The organism is Pseudomonas sp. ICMP 8385, assembly GCF_002699915.1.
GTDB lineage: Bacteria > Pseudomonadota > Gammaproteobacteria > Pseudomonadales > Pseudomonadaceae > Aquipseudomonas > Aquipseudomonas gessardii.
The window spans coordinates 22,708-42,114 of the sequence record NZ_LKBY01000100.1 but is presented as its reverse complement, the minus strand read 5'-3'; the positions used below and the strand labels follow the sequence as shown (position 1 = coordinate 42,114).

The window sequence follows — 19,407 nt, the reverse complement described above, 5'->3', positions numbered from 1 at the left end:
CCCTGATCCCATGCCGCACGTCTTGACGCCGTACCGCCTGCTTAAACAAAGTGGAGCGAAAAGCGTGCCATTACGTGCAATTATTTTTATTGCTTATAAAACAAGGGGATGGAATTTCTTGAGAAAAAGGCGTGCTGGAAGTTTGGCGCCGGGCCCTTGTGGGAGCGACCCGACAAGCTCGCTCCACATTAGGATGGTGTCAGGATTATTGCGCGTCGAATGCCTGCCCATTGATCCCCGAGCTGTCCGGGCCCATCAGGTACAGGTACACCGGCATGATGTCTTCAGGCAGCGGGTTGTTGGCCGGGTTTTCCCCCGGGTAGGCCTGGGCGCGCATGCTGGTGCGGGTGGCGCCGGGGTTGATGCTGTTGGCGCGCACTGCGGCGACGGTGTCGAGTTCATCGGCCAGGGTTTGCATCAGGCCTTCGGTGGCGAACTTCGACACGCCATAGGCGCCCCAGTAGGCACGGCCCTTGCGCCCGACGCTGCTGGAGGTGAACACCACCGAAGCGTCCTGGGACAGCTTGAGCAGGGGCAGCAGGGTGGCGGTCAGCATAAACATGGCGTTGACGTTGATATGCATGACCCGCATGAAATTCTCGCCCGACAGCTGTTCGATCGGGGTGCGCGGGCCAATGATCGAGGCGTTGTGCAGCACCCCGTCGAGATGGCCGAATTCTTTTTCGATCATCGCCGCCAGCTCGTCGTATTGATGGGGCAGGGCGGTTTCCAGGTTGAACGGGATCACCACCGGCTGTGGGTGGCCGGCGGCTTCGATTGCATCGTAGACCTGGGCCAGGTTGGCTTCGGTCTTGCCCAGCAACAGCACGGTGGCACCGTGGGCGGCATAGGTCTTGGCCGCCGCTGCACCAATCCCGCGACCGGCACCGGTGACCAGGATGACCCGGTCCTTGAGCAATTCTGGGCGTGCGGAGTAATCAAACATAATCGACCTCAAAAAAAATCAGTGGGGCAGCACACATTGGCGCTTCATCGGTCAGCAGCTGCAGAGTGCGCTATCGAGCACCTTGCGCAGCTCCAGCGGGTGATCGACCACGACGTCGGCGCCCCAGTTGCGGGGGTTGTCGTCGGGGTGGATATAGCCGTAGGTGACGGCGGCGGTGCGGGTGCCGGCGTCACGCCCCGACTCGATATCCCGCAGGTCATCGCCCACAAACAGCACGCTGGCTGGGTCCAGGTCGAGCATCTTGCAGGCCAGGATCAACGGCTCCGGGTCGGGCTTGCTGTTTTTTACGTGGTCCGGGCAGATCAACAGCGCCGAACGCTGGGCCAGGCCCAGTTGCTGCATGATCGGCTCGGCAAAGCGCAATGGCTTGTTGGTGACCACGCCCCAGATCAGCTTGGAGCGTTCAATGTCTTCCAGCAGTTCAGCCATGCCGTCAAACAGTTTGCTGTGGATCGCGCAGCCCTTGACGTAGCGCTCCAGGAACTCCAGGCGCAGCTCTTCAAAGCCTGGGGACTCGGGGTCCATGGCAAACGTCACGGCCACCATGGCCCGGGCGCCGCCGGAGATTTCATCGCGGATATGCTGGTCGTTGATCGGCGCCAGCCCGCGCTCGGTGCGCATGGCCTGGCAGATGGCGATAAAGTCCGGCGCGGTATCGAGCAGCGTACCGTCCATGTCGAAAAGAACCGCTTTCAACTTCACAGGCTTATTCCTCGCGCAGGGTCTGGATCATGTAGTTGACGTCCACGTCGTTGGCCAGCTTGTAGTGCTTGGTCAGTGGGTTGTAGGTCAGGCCGATGATGTCCTTGACGGTCAGCCCGGCCTGGCGGCTCCAGGCGCCCAGCTCGGAAGGGCGGATGAACTTCTTGAAGTCATGGGTGCCGCGCGGCAGCAGCTTCATGATGTATTCGGCGCCGATGATCGCGAACAGGTAGGCCTTGGGGTTGCGGTTGATGGTGGAGAAAAACACCTGGCCGCCGGGCTTGACCATACGGAAGCAGGCGCGGATCACCGACGACGGGTCGGGCACGTGCTCCAGCATCTCCAGGCAGGTCACCACGTCGAACTGCTCGGGCATTTCCTCGGCCAGGGCTTCGGCGGTGATCTGCCGGTATTCGACACTCACGCCCGACTCCAGCTGATGCAGCTGGGCCACGGCCAACGGCGCTTCACCCATGTCGATGCCCATCACCGTGGCGCCGCGCTGGGCCATGGCTTCGCTGAGGATGCCGCCGCCGCAGCCCACGTCGAGGACTTTCTTGCCGGCCAGGTTGACCCGCTCGTCGATCCAGTTGACCCGCAGCGGGTTGATGTCGTGCAGGGGCTTGAACTCGCTCTCGCGGTCCCACCAGCGGTGGGCCAGGGCTTCGAATTTGGCAATTTCGGCGTGGTCGACGTTACTCATGGGTAGTCCTCTAAATCCGATAAAACAGTGTGTCGGGCCCGGCATGCTGAGCCGGGGCCGGCGTTATTCGTGGTGTCCGCTGATGCGCCGGCCCCAGGCAACGGCCGTGGCGTTCAGTTGCGGTTCATCCATGCGCGTCAGTTGCCGGTCGTCGAGCAGTTGCTTGCCGCCGACCCAAAGGTGTTTCACACAATCGCGTCCGGTGGCATATATAAGCTGCGAGACCGGATCGTAGATCGGTTGCTGGGCCAGCCCCGAAAGGTCGAAGGCCACGATATCCGCAGCCTTGCCCACCTCCAGCGAGCCGATTTCAGCCTCCAGGCCCATGGCCCGCGCACCGTTGAGGGTGGCCATGCGCAGTGCGCGATGGGCATCCAGGGCGCTGGCCGAGCCGGCAACGGCCTTGGCCAGCAGCGCGGCGGTGCGGGTTTCGCCCAGCAGGTCGAGGTCATTGTTGCTTGCCGCGCCGTCGGTGCCTACTGCCACATTGACGCCGGCCTGCCACAGGCGTTCCACGGGGCAGAAGCCACTGGCCAGTTTCAGGTTGGATTCCGGGCAATGGATCACGCTGCTGTTGCTTTCTACCAGCAACGCCAGGTCTTCTTCGCTGATTTGGGTCATATGAACGGCCTGCAAGCGTGGGCCGAGCAAACCCAGGCGCGCAAGGCGGGCCAGGGGCCGTTCGCCATACTGCTCGACAGACTGCTGCACTTCAAAGGCGGTCTCGTGCACATGCATATGAATGGCGGCGTCCAGTTCCTCGGCGATCACCCGGACTTTTTCCAGGTTCGCATCGCTGACGGTATAGGGCGCATGGGGGCCAAAGGCGATTTTGATCCGTGGGTGATGCTTGAGGTCGCCAAACAGTTCGATGCCCTGGCGCAGGGCTTCGTCGGCAGTGGCGGCGCCGGGGGTCGGGAAGTCGAGAATCGGAATTGCGATCTGCGCGCGCAGGCCGCTGTTGTGCACGCGCTCGCTGGCGACCTTGGGGAAAAAGTACATGTCCGCGAAGCAGCTGATGCCGCCCTTGATCTGCTCGGCGATCGCCAGGTCGGTGCCGTCGCGTACGAAGGCCTCATCGACCCACTTGGCTTCGGCGGGCCAGATGTGTTTTTCCAGCCAGGTCATCAGCGGCAGGTCGTCGGCCAGGCCACGAAACAGGCTCATCGCCGCGTGGCCATGGGCATTGACCAGGCCCGGGCTGAGCAGCATGCCCGGCAACTCGCGCACTTCTTGGGCCGCCAGTTTCAGCGCCTGCGCGCGTGGCCCGATAAACGCAATGCGCCCGTCCCGGATGCCCAGGCCATGGGCCTTGAGCACCACGCCCGCAGGTTCGACCGGCACCAGCCAGGTTGGCAGTAGCAGGAGGTCGAGCGGGGCGGCGGGTGGTGTCATAGCAAGCAGCGTCCGGGGCGGTGAGATCAGGAGGGCGAAGTATACCCGAGCGTCTTGGCTGGCGGATCGCTATAATCGGCGGCTTTTGTTCACGAGTGCGGGGTAAGGGATGCGCGATCGACTGTTGGCTGCGGAGAAGGTGAAGGCCATCGATTGGCGTGATGGCGCACTGCACCTGCTCGATCAGCGTGCGTTGCCGGCCCGGGAAAGCTGGGTGAGGTACTCGACGGTCGATGAAGTGGCCGCCGCCATTCGTGCCATGGTGGTACGCGGCGCGCCGGCCATTGGGATCAGTGCCGCCTACGGCCTGGTGCTTGCCGCCCGCCAGCGGATCGCCGAGGGCGGTGACTGGCAAGCCTCCTGGGAAGAGGACTACGCGTTGCTGGCCGATTCCCGCCCCACTGCATCGAACCTGTTCTGGGCCCTCCAGCGCATGCGCGATCGCCTTGACCGCCTCAAGAAGCACGCCGACCCGCTGGCGGTGCTGGAGGCCGAAGCCATCGCGATCCATGAAAGCGACCGCGAAGCCAACCTGACCATGGCGCAATTGGGCGTCGAGTTGATCCGCAAACACCAGGGCAATGCCCAGGCCATCCTGACCCATGGCAATGCCGGGGCCCTGGCCACCGGCGGGGGGGGCACTGCGCTTGGGGTGATCCGCGCGGCGTTTCTGGAGGGCATGGTCGAGCAGGTCTATGCCAACGAAACCCGCCCGTGGCTGCACGGTTCGCGGTTGACTGCCTGGGAGTTGGCGGGCGAGGGCATCCCGGTCACGGTCAACGCCGACTCGGCGGGCGCGCATATCCTCAAGACCAAGGGCGTGACCTGGGTGATCGTCGGCGCCGACTGTATCGCGGCCAATGGCGATGTGATCAGCAAGATCGGCACTTACCAACTGGCCGTGTGCGCCATGCACCATGGCGTGCGTTTTATGGTGGTGGCGCCGAGCTCGACCCTGGACCTGATGATGGCCACTGGCGATGACGTCGCCCTGGAAGAGCGTGAGGCCGGTGAGTTGCTGGAGGTGGCCGGCCAGCGGTTTGCCGCCGATGTGAGTGCCTTCAACCCGGTGTTTGACGTGACCCCGGCCGACTTGATCGATGTAATTGTGACTGAAAAAGGCATTGTCGAGCGGCCGGACACGGCCAAGCTGGCGAAGTTGATGTGCCGTAAACGCCTGCATTGAAGACGACTGGCGGTGCGGTAGTACAAGTCTAAGGCCGTCTGGGTGAGTGGTTCTTGCAGGATGGTGGTCAATGATCACCTTCGGGGCACTTCTGCATGTCTAGCGCGACTTCTCCTCCCTCGCCTTATCCGCTTATTGACGACCGTGAGCTGATGGGCGTCCTTCCAGTGCCCAGTCGGGCCTGGCATCTGCAACAACTGCAAGCCGAAAGCGCCTTGTGCGAACGCCTGGTGCAGCATCAGCCGTCTCTGGCGCGTATCAGCCGGGAAGCGTTCCAGCGGGCGTTGGATCGCCACTTTCCAGGGATGGCAATCGACCCTGATGCGGTTTGGCTGCTTGAAGATCTACCACCCGGTGCCGCGCAGCGCTCGATGACACAGGCCTTGCAGGACGCTCTGGTGACAGGCACGGCGCCTGAGCTCTCGCAAATAAGCGGTTTTTCCAGGGGTGAGGATCTGCTGGGTATTGATCCCCAGGCCTTCGTGACGGTGCTCGATCAGCATCTGCAGGGGCTGTTCGAGCTTTTCAGCCAGGGTTTGAAGCACTTCTGGTACAGCCCGGGTCGGCAAGGCAACGAGCTGAGCATGCGCGACACCTGGCTGCGTTATCGCTACAGCGAACTGGCCGCAGAGGCGGCGTTGCGTCGGGCCGATCACCTGGCGGACCCGGCGGTGGGGCTCACGGCGGATGGCTTGGCGCTGCTGCACGGCCTGGTGGCCAGCGCGGCGCAGCCCGCGAGCGGGGTGGTCCTGCATCGCCTGGTGATCAAGGGCGCGGGGCAGGACATCAACCTGTCGGCGGCATTTGTGTTGGCATGGCGGGGCGGCTTGACCAAAAGCCGGCCAGTACTGCTCTACACCCCGCAGCGCGGCCTGGAGGAGTTTGCCAGCGACTCGGCGGTGCTGGCCGCCCTCAGCCTGCAGCAGGTTGTGGCCGGTGAGCGCGATGAAATCCTGGCCAACGTTGCCCAGCCTGAACGTGAGCAGGTGCTTGCATTGCGCAGGCAGCAGCGCGCGCAATGGGCGCTGGTGGGGATGCCGCCTGATGCCCGGGGCTCTTTGCTCGGGCAAGTCCTGGACGAACAGTTGGCCCAACAACAAGTGGATGCGCGTGCGGCCTTCTTCCCCGTGAGGCCGGGCGTCGAGGCACGCGTTGCCCAGGTGCTCGCGCTGCCGAGTGGCCTGCCGGGGGATGTACGCCGTCGGCCATTGCGTCCCGACACGTTGCCGGTCGTGCCTTCCGCCGGGCTTGCGGTTGGTGATCAGCAACAGAACCTGATACGGCAGCTCAATAAGCTCAACAGCCTGATGGGCCAATTACTGGCGGGCTCACCCGGATTCGATGGGTTTTTCCAGCAGCAGTTGAGGCAGATGTTCCCCAGTTATACCGGGGCGATCAGCCCGCAGCAGATTCATTTCACCCGTTCCCGGCTCGATGAACAGGGCGAGCGGCAGCCGTATGCGTCCCAGACCCTGGAGTCATTGCTGGATGCGCGGTGGGATGAGGAGCGCGATGACGATCAGGCGGATGGGGCATTTTACGTCGAGCCGCAGACCCTGGAGGAGGACTACAAACTCCAGACGGTCGGCACCCTCAGCCGTCTGCTGCTGGCGCTCAAGCAAGAATTTGCACAGAGGCTGGGGGCGTTCTGGAAGACATTTCAGCGCGACCTGGGGCTGCGTGATGAGTTGCTGACGCGGATGCGCAAACAGATGCTGGCGACCGAGGCGGCCCTGCGTTGGGTTGATGGCACTTTAACCGCTACTGATCGAGCCCTGATCGACAGCGTATTGCAATACCCGACGGCCAGCGCCCGTGAGCTGGCATTTCCCGTCGCTCAGCGGCCCCAGGTCTACCGTTTGGCCTTGGCTGGTGGGGAGCGGTTTGCCACGGCATTCATTCTCAGTGCTGACAGCACAAACCCGCCGGCCGGGCCATTGGTTTTGTGGACGGCCGCCCAGGGTTTTGAAGCGTTCCCTGGCCTGGCCGCCCTTAATGCTGAGCTGGAGCGGCGTCTTGACGCTGGCGCATCGGAGGGCGTCATGCTGGCTGGCAGCCTGCCGCTTGCGGTGCGCAACAAGCAGACCGGTCGGTGGGCGGGGCGGCTTGCGTCTGTTCCGAGCGCGATAGCGGGAGATTTTGTCGCAGATGGGGTCGCAGCCTTGCTGGCAAAGCAGCAACAGGATCTGCGTCAGGTGCTCGGCGCAGGTCAGCGTCTACGGCCTGGGGCGGTGGATAGTGTGATTGACCTGGCGTCTCAACTGGATACGGCGGCGGCTTTTGTTGCGCGCAATCGGTTGTTGGAAGCGCTGATGGTGCCGGCTTGGCAAAAGGCCCTGTCGGACCCGGACCGCCAGCGTTTGCAGGAAATGGCATTGGCCGCGCAGGAAAAGAACCAGGCCCTGGCTGTGTTGCTTGAACCTGTTCCTTCGTTGCGTGGTTATGCCCGGCAGAAGCTGCGAGCCAGGCTGCGAGGCTTTTTGGAGGCGCGCGGTTTGCCGGGGGCGTCGGTGGAGCAGATCGACCCGGATCAGATCATCGTCGTTCGATCAGAAGCGGTGCGGGTTACCTACGTGCCGGCCCCCGGTCTGACGCCTCCCGTTGAGCGGGGCAGCGTCGAACGCATGAGCTTGACTGAACTGACGCTCAAGAATCTCAAGCCCTGGGAGGGGAGCGTCGCCTGGACATCGAGGGTCACGCTTGAGGCGGATGTGACGTTTGCTGACGGGCGGCGGGTATTCGACGCGCGTGGCGAGGCGCTCAAGCTCTCGCGCGAGACGATTGAGCAGTGGGTGAAGGAGATCGATGCCGGGCATCATTATTGCGAGGACATTCTCAAGAAAACCTTCGCGCCGCCTGCGACTTCGCCGGGCGCCGAACGGCTGGCGCAGGCCTGGATGGCGGCCCAGGCCGCGACCCTGGAATACGCCGCCGAATCGGCGCGCTTCAACCCTGCGGCCTATCGCGGCGCATCCGCCGCCGATCCGGGGCAAAACCGTGTGCAGCAATGGGTGGCGGCGGTGCTGGCGTCGTGGGCGCCGCAGGCTCGGGCCCGGGTGGCGGGGCAGGTGGTCGTGGCGAATTTCTTGATGCTGGGCATACCTGACGTTGAACCTGAGCTTGGCGGGAGCCAGTGGGTGCAGGGTCTGGTGGTGATCTCGACCGCCGAAGAGGCCGGGCGAGTGCTTTACGCACCCAATGCGCCTGATGGGCTGGACGTGCGGGCGTTGCCCGGCGAGCGCGAGTTGATAGCGCTGCTTGGCAAGCCGCAATGGCGAGCCTATTTAATGGAGCGATTGTGCGTAAGGTCCATGCAGGTGATCGAGACCCTGGTCTCGTCGGGGTTGAAGTACCAGCGCTTTGCCGAAGGCCTGGCGTCTTTTGTGCTCGGGAGTGTGAAGCCTCAAGAGCGCCTGCCGCCCCTGGTCGTGCAACTGGTGCCTTGTGAGTCGTCACTGTTGCAGGGCTTGTACTATCTGCAGATTTTACGCTTGCTGGAGCTTGTGCAGCGGGGGTCGGTCAGCAATGCACAAGTCAGCCGTCAATCGACTTTCAATAAGGTGATGTTTGGGGCCGAGGTGGCGGGTGTACTGCTGGATATGCTGCCGTGGGCGATGCATTGGGTTGCTTCGGTCCCGCGGCTGTGGAAGCGCTTGGCCCACACGGCAGTGCGAACGTTTCGCGCACGCGGGCAGGCGATTCCGGGGCTGGTCCTGCGTGACGGGGGCGCCAGGCACTATTTGAGTCTGGCGGCCATAACCGAGGGAGGGCAGCCCATTGGTGTCAAACCCTTGGCGATGTATCGCAGGTTTTTCAGGCCGCCGCCCGCGCCTGCGTACTCTCTTTTACAGGAGGCCCGGCCACAAGCGCCGGTCTCGTTCATCCCCGAGGCCTGGAAAGCCTCGGCCGTGCCCCGGGATGAAGCCGTCGCGTTGCTGCAAGGGGTGGAGCCTAATGCCAAGGGTATTTACCGCACGGCTGCGGGGGAGTACTTGATTCGCCCGGTGGATGCCCAGGGGAATGCCGTGGTGCTGCGGATCAAAAGCGACTTCAAGCTCTATGAAGAGGGCGGGTTGATGGTGCAAGTCACCGATGCCCGGGGGCGCGGTGAGTTGGGCTTTTTGCATGCCGGCAGGCCTGGGCAGTGGCATTCCGTTGGGGCCCGGGGCGGGGGCAAGGCAGGTTCCAAGCCGTCCCTTGAGCTGCCTCAGGAGGAGTATCTGATGTCGTATGGCTACGGGGATAACCGTCATGGCATGTTGAATCTGCCGCCATCAACAATCGCCTACTATGACGCCTGGTTCGCACGGGATCGGCGGCGCTTCTTCGAGACCGTGCAGATGCCGCCACGCCCTGCGCCTCTTGCCCTGGGGCCATCGGCAACGGTGGATGACCTGATTGCGGCGTGGCCTGACGCCGTGCAGGGCTGGGTGCTGGGGGAGCACCATACCGAAGCCGCCAGTGTGGCGTTTCTCACCGATAAGATGCAGGCCCTCTATGACCGGGGCTTTCGCACACTGTATATCGAAGGCAGCCATGCCACGGGGTCGCCCATGCTCCTGGTTCCACCGGGGTCTGTGAGTGCGCGCAGTGTGGTGGCGAGAAAGGCCCAGGCCTGTCGCCTGCGGGTGCGGGGGCTGGATGATGACTACCTGACTTTGCACCGGGATCGCTACACCCATCAGCCTGCCCTGGATCTCACGCACCGTCTGGCAGAAATGAACTATTTTGCTGTGCGTCAGATTGAGACCTTTCACCCGGTCGACGGGGGCAAATGGATCGCCTGGGTTGGAGAGCGCCATATGAATACCACAGGAGGTGTGCCGGGGGTTGCCGAGCTTACGGGCGCCATGGGTGTGCGGATCAGGGACGCCCAGGCCGGCCAGCCCTCGGTGGTCAGGGCGCCTGGCAGGCGCGGTTTTTGGTCGGATGGCCCTTTGCCCGATGTGGAGATCGAACTGGATGTGACTCATTACCCTCGGCGTCAGCCGGAAGGGCCCGGTAATTGAGAGGCCGGATGGCTTTTACTGGGCACAATGGGGGCAATTCAGCGCTGGATTTGCGCTGTGGTTGGCCTCTGAGCGCCTCTCGGCCTCATTAGGCCTGTCACTGGTCAACTAACTACACACCATGCGCATCAGGGGGATAGGTGCGTGGCGGCGATTGTGATACCATTCGGCGGTTTCCAAGGTCACCCCAAGGGGTGGCCTTTAATGCGCAGATCCGTGTCATAACTCGTTGATTTGTCGTAAGTCGCTGCCAGGCATCATGTCGGCGGCGGCGAGCTTCGTTGGTCCCGTATGGATGTGACGAAGTTTCACCCGAAAAAGGAATCAGGCTTCTCATGGGCGAACTGGCCAAAGAAATCCTCCCGGTCAATATCGAAGACGAGCTGAAACAGTCCTACCTCGACTACGCAATGAGCGTAATTGTCGGGCGGGCACTGCCTGATGCGCGCGATGGCTTGAAGCCCGTGCACCGGCGTGTGCTGTTCGCGATGAGCGAGCTGGGTAACGACTGGAACAAGCCGTACAAGAAATCTGCCCGTGTTGTCGGTGACGTGATCGGTAAGTATCACCCTCACGGCGACACTGCGGTGTACGACACCATCGTTCGGATGGCCCAGCCGTTTTCCCTGCGCTACCTGCTGGTAGACGGCCAGGGCAACTTCGGTTCGGTGGACGGCGACAACGCTGCGGCCATGCGATACACCGAAGTGCGCATGACCAAGCTGGCGCACGAGCTGCTGGCCGACCTGCATAAAGAAACCGTGGACTGGGTGCCGAACTACGACGGCACCGAAATGATCCCGGCGGTCATGCCGACCCGTATTCCCAACCTGTTGGTCAACGGCTCCAGCGGTATCGCCGTGGGCATGGCCACCAACATCCCGCCGCACAACCTCGGTGAAGTCATCGACGGTTGCCTGGCGCTTATCGACAACCCCGAGCTGACCGTCGATGAGCTGATGCAATACATTCCCGGCCCGGACTTCCCGACCGCCGCGATCATCAACGGTCGCGCCGGCATCATCGAAGCCTACCGCACCGGCCGTGGCCGCATTTATATGCGTGCCCGCTCGATGATCGAAGACATCGACAAGGTCGGTGGCCGCCAGCAGATCGTCATTACCGAACTGCCTTACCAGTTGAACAAGGCGCGTCTGATCGAGAAGATCGCCGAGCTGGTCAAAGAGAAGAAGCTCGAAGGCATCACCGAGCTGCGCGACGAGTCTGACAAAGACGGTATGCGCGTGGTGATCGAGCTGCGTCGTGGCGAAGTGCCTGAGGTGATCCTCAACAACCTCTACGCCCAGACCCAGCTGCAAAGCGTGTTTGGTATCAACGTCGTGGCCCTGATCGACGGTCGCCCGCGCATCCTGAACCTCAAGGATCTGCTGGAAGCCTTCGTGCGTCACCGTCGCGAAGTGGTCACCCGCCGCACCGTGTTTGAACTGCGCAAGGCCCGCGAGCGCGGGCATATCCTGGAAGGCCAGGCGGTTGCGCTGTCGAACATCGACCCGGTCATCGCCCTGATCAAGGCTTCGCCGACGCCGTCGGAAGCCAAGGAAGCCCTGATCAAGATGCCGTGGGAATCCAGCGCTGTGGTGGCGATGGTTGAGCGTGCCGGTGCCGATTCGTGCCGCCCGGAGACCCTGGACCCGCAATACGGCTTGCGCGACGGCAAGTACTTCCTGTCGCCGGAACAGGCCCAGGCCATCCTGGAGCTGCGCCTGCACCGCCTGACCGGCCTGGAGCACGAGAAGCTGCTGGCCGAGTACCAGGAAATCCTCAACCAGATCGGCGAGCTGATCCGCATCCTCAACAGCGCCGTGCGCCTGATGGAAGTGATCCGCGAAGAACTGGAAGTGATCCGCGCCGAATACGGCGACGTGCGCCGCACCGAAATCCTCGATGCGCGCCTGGACCTGACCCTGGGTGACATGATCCCGGAAGAAGAGCGCGTGGTGACCATTTCCCACGGTGGCTATGCCAAGACCCAGCCATTGGCGGCGTACCAGGCCCAGCGTCGTGGTGGCAAAGGCAAATCGGCGACGGGCGTCAAGGATGAGGACTACATTGCTCACCTGCTGGTAGCCAACAGCCATACCACCCTGCTGCTGTTCTCCAGCAAGGGCAAGGTGTACTGGCTCAAGACCTACGAAATCCCGGAAGCGTCCCGCGCTGCCCGTGGTCGTCCACTGGTCAACCTGTTGCCGCTAGACACCGATGAATACATCACCACCATGCTGCCGGTCGAGGAATACACCGAAGGTCACTTCATCTTCATGGCTACCGCCAAAGGCACCGTGAAGAAGACCCCGCTGGAATCCTTCAGCCGCCAGCGCAGCGTGGGCCTGATCGCCCTGGAGCTGGACGAAGGCGACGTGCTGATCTCTGCGGCCATTACCGATGGCGAGCGTGAAGTCATGCTGTTCTCCGACGGTGGCAAGGTGACGCGCTTCAAGGAATCCGACGTACGTGCCATGGGCCGTACCGCCCGTGGTGTGCGCGGCATGCGCCTGCCAGAAGGGCAGAAGCTGATTTCCATGCTGATCCCGGAAGAAGGCAGCCAGATCCTCACCGCTTCGGCCCGTGGTTATGGCAAGCGCACCGCCATCGGCGAGTTCCCCGAGTACAAGCGTGGCGGCCAGGGCGTTATCGCCATGGTCAGCAACGATCGCAACGGCCGTCTGGTCGGCGCGGTCCAGGTGCTCGATGGCGAGGAAATCATGCTGATTTCCGACCAGGGCACCCTGGTGCGTACCCGGGTTGATGAAGTGTCGAGCCTGGGCCGTAATACCCAGGGCGTGACCTTGATCAAGCTGGCCAGCGACGAGACCCTGGTGGGTCTGGAGCGTGTCCAGGAGCCATCGGAAGTCGAAGGCGAGGAGCTGGAAGGTGAGGAGTTCGACGGCGAGGTGATCGCAGCCGGCGATGACAACGTCGACGAGCCAACCCTCGATGCTGCCGCAGACGAAGAAGAACCGCAGGAATAAGCGGGCAAACAAGGGGGCGGATGAAGATTCGCCCCCTTGTTATTTGTCCCTTTTGAAAATTTGCAATACTGCACATCCCCCTGTGGGAGCGGGCTTGCCCGCGATAGCGGTATTTCAGTTAACAACTGTGTTGGCTGATCCACCGCCATCGCGGGCAAGCCCGCTCCCACAGGGGTTATGCGTCGAACACGAATTATGTGACCACCAGATCAGAGCGAGATTGGATGTGAGCAAGAGAGCCTATAACTTCTGTGCTGGTCCCGCGGCACTTCCTGAAGCAGTCCTGCAGCGCGCGCAGGGTGAACTCCTCGATTGGCACGGCAAAGGCCTCTCGGTGATGGAGATGAGCCATCGCAGCGATGAGTTCGTGTCCATTGCCACCAAGGCCGAGCAGGACCTGCGTGACCTGCTGGACATCCCGTCGGACTACAAGGTGCTGTTCCTGCAAGGCGGCGCCAGCCAGCAGTTCGCCCAGATCCCGCTGAACCTGCTGCCGGAAGGCGGTACTGCCGACTATATCGACACCGGCATCTGGGGGCAGAAGGCCATTGAAGAGGCCTCGCGCTACGGCAATATCAATGTGGCCGGTACTGCCAAACCCTACGATTATTTCGCTATCCCGGGTCAGAACGAGTGGCAGCTGTCCAAGGACGCGGCCTACGTTCACTACGTACAGAACGAAACCATCGGCGGCCTGGAGTTCGACTGGGTGCCTGAAGTCGGTGATGTGCCCCTGGTGTGCGACATGTCCTCGGACATTCTCTCGCGCCCGATGGATGTGTCGCGCTACGGCATGATCTACGCCGGCGCGCAGAAGAACATCGGCCCCAGCGGCATCCTGGTCAGCATCATCCGCGAAGACCTGCTCGGGCGTGCCCGCTCGGTGTGCCCGACCATGCTCAACTACAAGGTCGCGGCCGACAACGGCTCGATGTACAACACCCCGCCGGCCTTTGCCTGGTACCTCTCGGGCCTGGTGTTCGAGTGGCTCAAGGAGCAGGGTGGCGTGGCGGCCATGGGCAAGCTCAATGAAGAGAAGAAACGCACCCTGTACGACTTTATCGACGCCAGTGGCCTGTACAACAACCCAATCAACCTGAGCCATCGCTCGTGGATGAACGTGCCGTTCCGCCTGGCCGACGACCGCCTGGACAAGCCGTTTTTGGCCGGTGCCGACGCGCGTGGCCTGCTGAACCTCAAGGGTCACCGTTCGGTAGGCGGCATGCGTGCCTCGATCTACAACGCCGTCGACATCAATGCCATCAAGGCGCTGGTGGCCTACATGGCAGAGTTCGAGAAGGAACACGGCTAATGTCTGAGCAAGAACTCAAGGCCCTGCGTGTACGCATTGACGCCCTGGACACCAAAGTCCTGGAGCTGATCAGTGAGCGGGCGCGGTGTGCCCAGGAAGTGGCGCGGGTCAAGATGGCCTCCCTGGCCGAAGGCGAAGTGCCGGTGTTCTACCGTCCAGAGCGCGAAGCCCAGGTGCTCAAGCGCGTGATGGAACGCAACCAGGGGCCGTTGGGCAATGAAGAGATGGCGCGGTTGTTCCGCGAGATCATGTCTTCGTGCCTGGCCCTGGAGCAGCCCTTGAAAGTGGCTTACCTCGGCCCCGAGGGCACTTTTACCCAGGCCGCGGCCATGAAGCATTTCGGCCACGCGGTGATCAGCAAGCCCATGGCGGCCATCGACGAGGTGTTTCGCGAAGTGGCTGCCGGTGCGGTGAACTTTGGCGTGGTGCCGGTGGAAAACTCCACCGAAGGCGCGGTCAACCACACCCTCGACAGCTTCCTTGAGCACGACATGGTGATCTGTGGCGAAGTCGAGCTGCGGATCCACCACCACTTGCTGGTGGGTGAAAACACCAAGACCGACAGCATCAGCCGCATTTACTCCCATGCCCAGTCCCTGGCCCAGTGCCGCAAGTGGCTGGACGCCCATTACCCGAATGTCGAGCGCGTGGCGGTGTCCAGCAACGCCGAGGCGGCCAAGCGGGTCAAGGGCGAGTGGAACTCGGCGGCGATTGCCGGGGATATGGCGGCGGGCCTGTACGGCCTGACGCGCCTGGCCGAAAAAATCGAGGATCGCCCGGACAACTCCACGCGCTTTTTGATGATCGGCAGCCAGGAAGTGCCGCCGACCGGCGACGACAAGACCTCGATCATTGTCTCCATGAGCAACAAGCCTGGCGCGCTGCATGAGCTGCTGGTGCCGTTCCATGACAACGGGATCGACCTGACACGCATCGAGACGCGTCCTTCGCGCAGCGGTAAATGGACCTATGTGTTCTTTATCGACTTCGTTGGCCATCACCGTGATCCGCTGGTCAAGAGTGTGCTGGAGAAAATCAGTCAGGAAGCCGTGGCCCTCAAGGTGCTGGGCTCCTACCCGAAAGCGGTTTTGTGAGGCTTTGACATGAGTGGCAACTTCCTCGCCCTGGCGCAGCCGGGCGTGCAACAACTGTCGCCTTACGTTCCAGGCAAGCCTGTGGACGAGTTGGCGCGCGAGTTGAATCTGGACCCGGCAAAGATCGTCAAGCTGGCCAGCAATGAAAACCCCCTGGGCCCAAGCCCCAAAGTGCTGACGGCGCTCCGTGAAGCGTTGGCGGACCTGACCCGTTACCCTGACGGCAATGGCTTTGCCCTCAAGTCCCTGTTGGCCGAGAGCTGCGGGGTTGAGTTGAACCAGGTCACCCTGGGCAATGGTTCCAACGACATCCTGGAACTGGTGGCGCGTGCCTACCTGGCCCCGGGCCTGAATGCGGTGTTCAGTGAGCACGCATTTGCGGTGTATCCGATTGTCACCCAGGTCGTCGGCGCCGAGGCGCGGGTGATTGCGGCCAGGGACTGGGGGCATGACCTGCCGGCCATGCTGGCGGCCATCGATGCCCAGACCCGCGTGGTGTTTATCGCCAACCCGAACAACCCGACCGGGACCTGGTTCGGTGCCGAGGCGCTGAACGAGTTCCTGCAGGATGTGCCTGGGCATGTGCTGGTGGTGCTGGACGAGGCCTACATCGAATACGCCGCAGGCAGCGACTTGCCAGATGGCCTGGACTTTCTCGCGGCCTACCCGAACCTGCTGGTGTCACGCACCTTCTCCAAGGCCTATGGCCTGGCGTCGTTGCGGGTCGGCTATGGGTTATCCACCGCCGTGGTCGCGGATGTGCTGAACCGCGTGCGCCAGCCGTTCAACGTCAACAGCCTGGCGCTGGCGGCGGCCTGCGCGGCGCTCAAGGATGCCGAGTACCTGGAAGAAGGGCGACGGATCAACGCAAGCGGCATGCAACAACTGCAGCAAGGCTTTCGTGAGCTGGGCCTGGGCTGGATCCCCTCCAAGGGCAACTTTGTTTGCGTGGACCTGGGCCAAGAGGCCGCCCCGGTATTCCAGGGCTTGCTGCGCGAGGGCGTGATTGTGCGTCCGGTGGCCAACTACGGCATGCCCAACCACCTGCGTATCACCATTGGTTTGCCGGCTGAAAACAGCCGCTTCCTTGAGGCGCTGGCCAAGGTCATGGCCCGTGGTTGATGTGATTGCAATGCAACCTGCTGTGCCTGTGATCGGTCGCCTGGTGGTGGTCGGTCTGGGATTGATTGGCGGCTCCTTTGCCAAGGGCCTGCGTGAAAGCGGCCTGTGTAGCGAAGTGGTCGGTGTGGATCTGGACCCGCAATCGCGCCGGTTGTCGGTTGAGCTGGGCGTGGTGGATCGCTGCGAGGCGGACCTGGCCGTTGCCTGCCAGGGCGCCGATGTCATTCAGTTGGCGGTGCCGATCCTGGCCATGGAAAAGCTGCTGGCGCTGTTGGCTGGCATGGACCTGGGCCAGGCGATCCTCACGGATGTCGGCAGCGCCAAGGGCAATGTAGTGCGCGCGGCGCGCCTGGCGTTTGGCGGCATGCCGCCGCGCTTCGTGCCAGGGCACCCGATTGCCGGCTCCGAGCAGAGTGGGGTGGAGGCGTCCAATTCCCAGCTGTTCCGTCGACACAAGGTGATCCTCACGCCGCTGGCAGAAACCGACCCGGCGGCCTTGGCCGTGGTGGACCGCCTGTGGCGCGAGCTGGGCGCGGATGTGGAGCATATGCAGGTCGAGCGCCATGATGAAGTGCTGGCGGCGACCAGCCATTTGCCGCATCTGCTGGCCTTTGGCCTGGTCGACTCCCTGGCCAAGCGCAACGAAAACCTGGAGATTTTCCGTTACGCCGCCGGCGGTTTTCGCGATTTCACGCGGATTGCCGGGAGCGACCCGGTAATGTGGCACGACATTTTTCTCGCCAACCGCGAGGCGGTGCTGCGCACCCTGGACACCTTCCGCAGTGACCTGGATGCCTTGCGCGACGCGGTCGATGCGGGGGATGGCCACCAGTTGCTGGGCGTCTTTACCCGGGCGCGGGTAGCGCGCGAGCATTTCAGCAAGATCCTCGCGCGCCGGGCCTATATGGAAGCCGCCGCAAGCACGGATGATGTGGTCTTTACGGCCAGCCCGGGCGGTTGCCTGAGCGGCAGGGTGCGGGTGCCGGGCGACAAGTCCATTTCCCATCGCTCGATCATGCTCGGGTCGCTGGCGGACGGTATTACCGAAGTCGAAGGGTTTCTCGAAGGTGAAGATGCCTTGGCGACCCTGCAGGCGTTCCGCGACATGGGCGTGGTGATCGAAGGCCCGCACCATGGGCGGGTGACCATCCATGGTGTCGGCCTGCATGGCTTGAAGCCGGCGCCGGGCCCGATCTATCTCGGCAATTCGGGCACGTCCATGCGCCTGTTGTCGGGTTTGCTGGCGGCGCAGCGTTTTGACAGCGTCCTGACCGGTGATGCTTCGTTGTCCAAGCGCCCGATGAATCGCGTGGCCAAGCCGTTGCGGGCGATGGGGGCGCTGATCGAGACCGGCCCCGAAGGGCGGCCGCCCCTGACCATTCGTGGCGGGCAGGCGCTCAAGGGGGTGGACTACACGTTGCCGATGGCCAGTGCCCAGGTCAAATCCAGCCTGTTGTTGGCTGGCCTATACGCCGAAGGTCGGACGGCCGTGACCGAGCCTGCGCCTACCCGTGACCATACCGAGCGGATGCTGCGCGGTTTTGGTTGCCCGGTGCAGGTCAATGGGGCGACGGCGACGGTTGAGTCGGGTCATGGGCTGGTGGCTACCCGTATCGAAGTGCCGGGTGATATCTCCTCCTCGGCATTCTTTCTGGTGGCGGCCTCGATCGCCGAGGGTTCCGAGTTGTTGCTGGAACATGTAGGGATCAATCCGACCCGTACCGGGGTGATCGATATCCTGCGCCTGATGGGGGCGGATATCATCCTGGAGAACCCTCGTGAAGTGGGTGGCGAGCCGGTTGCAGACCTGCGTGTGCGCGCGGCGCCGCTCAAGGGCATCGAGATTCCCGAGGCCCTGGTGCCCCTGGCGATCGACGAATTCCCGGTGCTGTTTGTCGCTGCCGCCTGCGCCGAAGGGCGCACGGTATTGCGTGGCGCCGAAGAATTGCGGGTCAAGGAGTCTGACCGCATCCAGGTCATGGCCGACGGTCTGCTGGCGTTGGGTGTGAAGTGTGTGCCGACGCCTGATGGGATTATTATTGACGGCGGCGGCATGGCCGGTGGTGAGGTGCATGCCCACGGTGATCATCGGATCGCCATGGCGTTCAGCGTCGCGGCCCTGCGTGCCACTGCGCCGATTCGTATCCATGACTGTGCCAACGTAGCTACATCTTTTCCGAATTTTCTTACACTGTGTGCCCAAGTCGGCATGCGTGTTGCCCAAGAGGCTCAATTGTGAATATCAAAGCACCGGTGATTACCATCGACGGGCCAAGCGGTTCTGGCAAAGGCACTGTCGCGGGCCTGTTGGCCAAGCGCCTGGGTTGGTGCCTGCTGGATTCCGGGGCGTTGTATCGCCTGCTGGCTTTTGCGGCGCGTAATCATGGCGTCGACCTGACCAATGAAGCCTCGCTGGTGCTGCTGGCGGCGCACCTTGACGTGCAGTTCGTCGGCGCGACCGAAGGTCACTCGCTGCGCATCATCCTCGAAGGCGATGACGTGACCGATGACCTGCGTAACGAGCAGGTCGGCTCCTGGGCGTCCCAGGTTGCCGCATTGCCGGCGGTGCGTGATGCCTTGCTGCAGCGCCAGCGGGCGTTCCAGGAGCCGCCGGGCCTGGTGGCCGATGGCCGCGACATGGGCACTGTGGTGTTTCCCGAGGCGCCGTTGAAGATTTTCCTGACGGCCAGTGCCGAGGAGCGGGCGCGCCGCCGTTACTTGCAGTTGAAGGGCAAGGTGGATGGTGTTAGTCTGTCGAGTCTGCTAGATGAGATTCGTGCGCGCGATGAGCGTGACACCCAGCGTGCGGTAGCCCCGCTCAAACCGGCGGCTGACGCCATACAGCTGGATTCCACGGAATTGTCCATCGAGCAGGTGCTGGAACGCATCTTGAGTGAAATCGCCCTGCGCGATATCGCCGGATGACT

General features: G+C 62.9%; 12 protein-coding genes. 8 read left to right on the top strand and 4 right to left on the bottom strand.

The window, feature by feature from the left end; translation table 11 throughout:
• Window positions 1-205: 205 nt before the first annotated feature.
• The 4 genes from AO268_RS15080 to AO268_RS15065 form a co-directional block, all read right to left on the bottom strand.
• Entirely contained in the window at window positions 206-946 is a 741-nt protein-coding gene (locus AO268_RS15080; protein WP_099169131.1) for a YciK family oxidoreductase, read from the bottom strand.
• Window positions 947-997: 51 nt separating this feature from the next.
• A complete protein-coding gene (gene mupP / locus AO268_RS15075; protein ID WP_099169130.1) occupies window positions 998-1,669 on the bottom strand; it encodes an N-acetylmuramic acid 6-phosphate phosphatase MupP in 672 nt (223 codons plus the stop codon).
• Between the two features lie 4 nt (window positions 1,670-1,673).
• Window positions 1,674-2,372: a bifunctional 2-polyprenyl-6-hydroxyphenol methylase/3-demethylubiquinol 3-O-methyltransferase UbiG gene (gene ubiG / locus AO268_RS15070; protein ID WP_003189760.1), complete on the bottom strand. Its 699-nt coding sequence runs from the start codon at window positions 2,370-2,372 to the stop codon at window positions 1,674-1,676.
• Between the two features lie 63 nt (window positions 2,373-2,435).
• Window positions 2,436-3,767, bottom strand: a complete 1,332-nt coding sequence (locus AO268_RS15065) for a TRZ/ATZ family hydrolase (protein ID WP_099169129.1) — start codon at window positions 3,765-3,767, stop codon at window positions 2,436-2,438.
• A gap of 109 nt (window positions 3,768-3,876) precedes the next feature.
• Here AO268_RS15065 and mtnA point away from each other — a divergent pair, with 109 nt between their 5' ends.
• The 8 genes from mtnA to cmk all read left to right on the top strand — a co-directional run bounded on the left by mtnA (window position 3,877) and on the right by cmk (window position 19,405).
• Window positions 3,877-4,953 (top strand): S-methyl-5-thioribose-1-phosphate isomerase, encoded by a 1,077-nt coding sequence (mtnA, locus tag AO268_RS15060; protein WP_099169128.1) that lies wholly within the window; start codon window positions 3,877-3,879, stop codon window positions 4,951-4,953.
• Between the two features lie 152 nt (window positions 4,954-5,105).
• Window positions 5,106-9,962 (top strand): membrane-targeted effector domain-containing toxin, encoded by a 4,857-nt coding sequence (locus AO268_RS15055; RefSeq protein WP_099169127.1) that lies wholly within the window; start codon window positions 5,106-5,108, stop codon window positions 9,960-9,962.
• Window positions 9,963-10,297: 335 nt separating this feature from the next.
• Window positions 10,298-12,952, top strand: a complete 2,655-nt coding sequence (gene gyrA / locus AO268_RS15050) for a DNA gyrase subunit A (protein WP_099169126.1) — start codon at window positions 10,298-10,300, stop codon at window positions 12,950-12,952.
• Window positions 12,953-13,178: 226 nt separating this feature from the next.
• On the top strand, window positions 13,179-14,264 hold the full coding sequence (gene serC, locus AO268_RS15045) for a 3-phosphoserine/phosphohydroxythreonine transaminase (RefSeq protein ID WP_099169153.1): 1,086 nt from the start codon (window positions 13,179-13,181) through the stop codon (window positions 14,262-14,264).
• Window positions 14,264-15,358, top strand: coding sequence for a prephenate dehydratase (pheA, locus tag AO268_RS15040; protein ID WP_099169125.1), 1,095 nt, complete (start codon window positions 14,264-14,266; stop codon window positions 15,356-15,358). The genes serC and pheA overlap by 1 nt, the downstream gene beginning before the upstream one ends.
• 9 nt (window positions 15,359-15,367) lie before the next feature.
• Complete coding sequence (hisC, locus tag AO268_RS15035) at window positions 15,368-16,480, top strand: histidinol-phosphate transaminase (RefSeq protein ID WP_099169124.1); 1,113 nt, start codon at window positions 15,368-15,370, stop codon at window positions 16,478-16,480.
• A gap of 28 nt (window positions 16,481-16,508) precedes the next feature.
• Window positions 16,509-18,719, top strand: coding sequence for a bifunctional prephenate dehydrogenase/3-phosphoshikimate 1-carboxyvinyltransferase (locus tag AO268_RS15030; RefSeq protein ID WP_257154390.1), 2,211 nt, complete (start codon window positions 16,509-16,511; stop codon window positions 18,717-18,719).
• Window positions 18,716-19,405, top strand: coding sequence for a (d)CMP kinase (gene cmk, locus AO268_RS15025; RefSeq protein WP_029298696.1), 690 nt, complete (start codon window positions 18,716-18,718; stop codon window positions 19,403-19,405). Before AO268_RS15030 ends, cmk begins: the two co-directional genes overlap by 4 nt.
• The last annotated feature ends 2 nt before the right edge of the window (window positions 19,406-19,407 follow it).

Coding starts and splice junctions, on each gene's coding strand:
- AO268_RS15080 (WP_099169131.1), bottom strand. CDS start 946: ATGTTTGATTACTCCGCACGCCCAGAATTGCTCAAGGACCGGGTCATC.
- ubiG (WP_003189760.1), bottom strand. CDS start 2,372: ATGAGTAACGTCGACCACGCCGAAATTGCCAAATTCGAAGCCCTGGCC.
- AO268_RS15065 (WP_099169129.1), bottom strand. CDS start 3,767: ATGACACCACCCGCCGCCCCGCTCGACCTCCTGCTACTGCCAACCTGG.
- mtnA (WP_099169128.1), top strand. CDS start 3,877: ATGCGCGATCGACTGTTGGCTGCGGAGAAGGTGAAGGCCATCGATTGG.
- AO268_RS15055 (WP_099169127.1), top strand. CDS start 5,106: ATGGGCGTCCTTCCAGTGCCCAGTCGGGCCTGGCATCTGCAACAACTG.
- gyrA (WP_099169126.1), top strand. CDS start 10,298: ATGGGCGAACTGGCCAAAGAAATCCTCCCGGTCAATATCGAAGACGAG.
- pheA (WP_099169125.1), top strand. CDS start 14,264: ATGTCTGAGCAAGAACTCAAGGCCCTGCGTGTACGCATTGACGCCCTG.
- hisC (WP_099169124.1), top strand. CDS start 15,368: ATGAGTGGCAACTTCCTCGCCCTGGCGCAGCCGGGCGTGCAACAACTG.